This is a genomic window from Streptomyces sp. NPDC005423, assembly GCF_040606415.1.
Classification (GTDB): domain Bacteria; phylum Actinomycetota; class Actinomycetes; order Streptomycetales; family Streptomycetaceae; genus Streptomyces.
In genome coordinates this window covers 1-3,555 of record NZ_JBEXET010000102.1, presented here as the reverse complement: position 1 = coordinate 3,555, position 3,555 = coordinate 1, and the positions used below count along the sequence as shown (strand labels likewise).

The 3,555-nt window shown below is 65.7% G+C and carries 3 protein-coding genes and 1 pseudogene; 1 reads left to right on the top strand and 3 read right to left on the bottom strand.

The features are described 5' to 3' along the window. Positions 1-116 precede the first annotated feature (116 nt). Positions 117-617: a hypothetical protein gene (locus tag ABZT12_RS39210; RefSeq protein WP_356394631.1), complete on the bottom strand. Its 501-nt coding sequence runs from the start codon at positions 615-617 to the stop codon at positions 117-119. A gap of 779 nt (positions 618-1,396) precedes the next feature. On the opposite strand from ABZT12_RS39210, the pseudogene ABZT12_RS39205 reads away from it, so the two are divergent. Further along, positions 1,397-1,483: pseudogene (locus ABZT12_RS39205) on the top strand (IS5/IS1182 family transposase); the annotation flags it as partial. 61 nt (positions 1,484-1,544) lie between these two features. On the opposite strand, the gene ABZT12_RS39200 reads toward ABZT12_RS39205, so the two are convergent. Then, positions 1,545-2,321 (bottom strand): hypothetical protein, encoded by a 777-nt coding sequence (locus ABZT12_RS39200; RefSeq protein WP_356394628.1) that lies wholly within the window; start codon positions 2,319-2,321, stop codon positions 1,545-1,547. Positions 2,322-2,805: 484 nt separating this feature from the next. After that, on the bottom strand, positions 2,806-3,315 hold the full coding sequence (locus ABZT12_RS39195; RefSeq protein ID WP_356394625.1) for a hypothetical protein: 510 nt from the start codon (positions 3,313-3,315) through the stop codon (positions 2,806-2,808). Between the last annotated feature and the right edge of the window lie 240 nt (positions 3,316-3,555).

Sequence of the window (3,555 nt, the reverse complement as noted above, 5' to 3'; positions counted from 1 at the left end):
AAGCGGCGACAAGCTCACAGCCATACCCGCAACCCCTGGGCTTCCCCGATCCTACGAATGATCAGATCCGACCCGCTTGAAAGGTAGGACAAGCTCAGCTCGTCTGACCTCCGGAATCACTGCTGCAGGCCAGCCTCGGCCGCCCGGCGGAAGACGTCCCCACACGTGAGTAACCGTATCGGCGCCCGTTCGGCGAGGACGAGCAGTGCATGGCGCATTTCCGTGCTCAGCTGGGTGAGCCGGTGGCCGTACTCGCCGCCCCTGTAGACGTGCAGGCGGAAGACGTTGACGGCGTGTCCGTCACGGTCGTCGGCGAAGGTTGTCGGGAGCCCGGCGAGCAGTTCGTAGTCGCGCTTGCCAGTCGCCGCTTCGGCTACGGCCTTGAGGGGCAGATCATCTAATTCTGCTGCGGATAATGAAGTGTCGACCGCGACAGCATGGGTCGCCAGGGCCGCGAAGATCTCCATCAGTCGTTCGCCTGCCGTCGTGTCGATGCCCCAGGCCTGCAGGTTCTCGCGGCGACGACCCTGCCGCCATGGCTCCTGGTCCACCAACGGCAGCAGGACATGACCCAGATGAGCGCAACGAGGCCACAGCATGTCGGGGTCGGGGGTCACGGTCGATCCTCTCGACGGCGCGTGGAAGGCCTGGGGCAGAGGACCAAGTCGGCACGACCACCAGGCCCTCCAATGAAGAGGCGGCTGACGGCGGGGAGCGCGCCTGGTCGTACGGGCGGGGTGTCCCCGACGGGTCGGGGACGTGTGAAAGGCCCCGGCTGGACGGGGGAGACCAGCCGGGACCGTAGGTGGTGGCGCGCGGAGGGCGGTCGCCTCTCGGCGAGGTGCTCCATGGGGCTTCAGCCGGACGATCGTCCCCATGGGCTATAGGTGAGGCCCGGGGACACGCCCCCTCCGCTAGCCACGTAGCCATCAACTCCCCACCCTGCCAACGTGTTCCTGCGCATCGCCTTCACCGCGGTGAGGTGCAGCACACCCGGGAAGGGGCGATCTGCAGTCGTTCGTCAATAGTCGCCTCCGGGCCTCATCTCGCCGGCACCGGGATGAGGCCCAGGCTGTGTCCACAAGCCGGTTATCGGGAGATGCCGAGGCGGTGGCGCCGGGCGGTGACCAGGGCACGCCATCGCTCACGGGTGGGGGATTCGCCATCGAGCCACTGGGGGGTCTGTACGCTCACCGGCCCTGTCTCACATTCGGTGGTGACAGAACGTAATCGCTGGAGTGCCTGGCCCGAGCTCCGGTGAGAGCAGCCGCAGAGGCGTCGTCGAGCGGCGCGTGCACAATGGCGAGGTCGCTTCACCCCCATGCTGTTCTGGGGGTGTTACTGCCAGCCACGGTAGCTACTTACCGTTACCACCGAATGTGAGACAGGGCCGCTCGCTTTACAGACCCTCGCCACGTCAGGATGCACGTGGAACCAGCGTCCGCTAGGTTTCGGCCCGTCGGGCGTCACCGCGTCCCGCCGAGGTGGATATCGCCTGTATCGCGGCTGGGCGGCCAGTCCGAGGCTTTGTCGGCCGGGACGGGTCAAGGAAGTGGCGATTCGGCAGGCACCGATCGGTCGGGCCGGTCACCCGTGACCGCGGATTCGTCCGCGTACAGGTGCAACTGATCGCTCTCCAGCCGCACGAACGGATTGGTCCATGTCTCCGAGGCATCCGGGACCAATACGCGTGTCGTCCTCCGCCAGGCGTCGTGGATCACAAGCGAGAGAATCCTGCAGCCGAGCAGGCCGAGGGCGATTTGCTGATCGGGATGGTCTTCCGGGCCCGCTGCCTGCAGCACGTAAAACCGATCGCCCACCCAGTACCCGGACTGATCCAGCCAGGCGTCCACCATCAGCCGAACGCCGTCCACCCACACGCCGACCTCGCCCGAGCGGTTCCGGTCGCTCATGTGCACGGCCCGGTGGCGGTCGTCGGCGGAGAATTCCACATGCAGTTCCAAATCGCTCCAGCAGTCCACGAAGGAACCGCAGGCACCTGGCACCGGACCCACACGATACGGAGCGGCACTGGCGGCGGAGAGACCGATGGGATCCTGGCCGCAGGTCTCCGGCTCCCGGCACGACCGGTCGATACGGAGACTGCAGCCCAGGCCCATCGCCGCGCAGTCCCGAGGCGAGGCCCGGGACAGCAGGTCGACAAGGCGCTCGCGGTACGGCATGTCGCCGATACGACTGCGTATGTCGCCGCCATCCCACCACACGACCAGGTCGACCCCGACCCGCGAACGCCGCAACCACTCGCGCCAGCGCTCATCCCGGACATCCCACGGATGTGAGACAGCTTGCGAAGAGAACACATCCTCATGCGGTCCATCCCCGTCCCGGCGACGGCCTGCCTTCCTGCCAGGTCTCCAACGCACACTCGGCCTCCTTACGTCTTCCGGCACCATCCGACAACGGCAGGCCGAAGGGCTGGGGTGTGGGGTAGAGCCCCACGGGCCATGACTCCGAATCCTGGACACGGGTTATGCGGCTGGTGTCAGCGTAGTTGATGTTGTTTCGGACGCTGTCTCGTAAGTGATTGGGCTGCGTTGTCCGAGGTGGGAGTGACGGCGTCGGGTGTTGTAACGGTTAACAGGCCATTTCATTTGGGGAGTCTGCGGTAACAGATGAGGGCAGCCGCCAGCGCGGTGAAAGCCAGAAAATGGTCGGACTTGCGGTGCGACTCCCAGGGGGGCAGTTCCAATCGCATCAAGGCTGCGCTGCGCGACGACCCGCCACCCTGCGCCGCGCGGGCTCGCACCGGTTTCCCCGGCCTGGAGGTCGACTCCGCACAAGCCGTTACGTCGGTCGCCTCTCGAGCAGCTCGTTGAGGATCGACATCTTGTCGGGCCGTGCCTCCAGCAGGATGAGGCCGAGCACGGCAACCGGGTCGAGCGCGGGATCGCTGCGGGTGACGTATGTGTGGACAGTGCGGTCGGGCCGGGACGTCTCCCTGACATCAAGGATGGTTCGTTCTTCGGATGTTACGGAGAAGTGCAGCTTTCTCCGGAATCGAGCACGGCGGATGCGGTACTCCGCTTCCCACAGCAGCACGGTGTTCCCATGACGCTCTCCCACCGGCTGTCCATGTGCCGACAGCAGGGGCTGCCCCTCATTGAAGTCGACGAGCAGACGCGGGTCGTGGCCGACTCGGTCCGTGCTGCCCAGCACATGCTGACGACCAGGCCCGGCCTGCGCCGCGAACGCTCCGACGGGTTCGCCGTCCAGTTGGAAGAACGAACTGAACGTCCACATCATCGACTGGCCCGGTTGAAGCCCACCGCGCGTCGTCACCGGCGCCTCACCCATTTACCGAAAAAGCACATCGTCGTATCGCACATGGTCGCTGAGCCCCCATCGGCTGCTGGGACATGACATTCACCAACGGAGACGTGAGCATTCCCGACGCGGTTCTTGATGTCGCTGCTGTGCCTCCCGTCGTGGCTGACGCGTGCGGGTCTGTACGCTCACCGGTGTAATTGATGATCATGGAAGAGACATCAAGTGACTGACACCGTGACCGAGTTCGTGGCCCCAGACGCTCAGGCG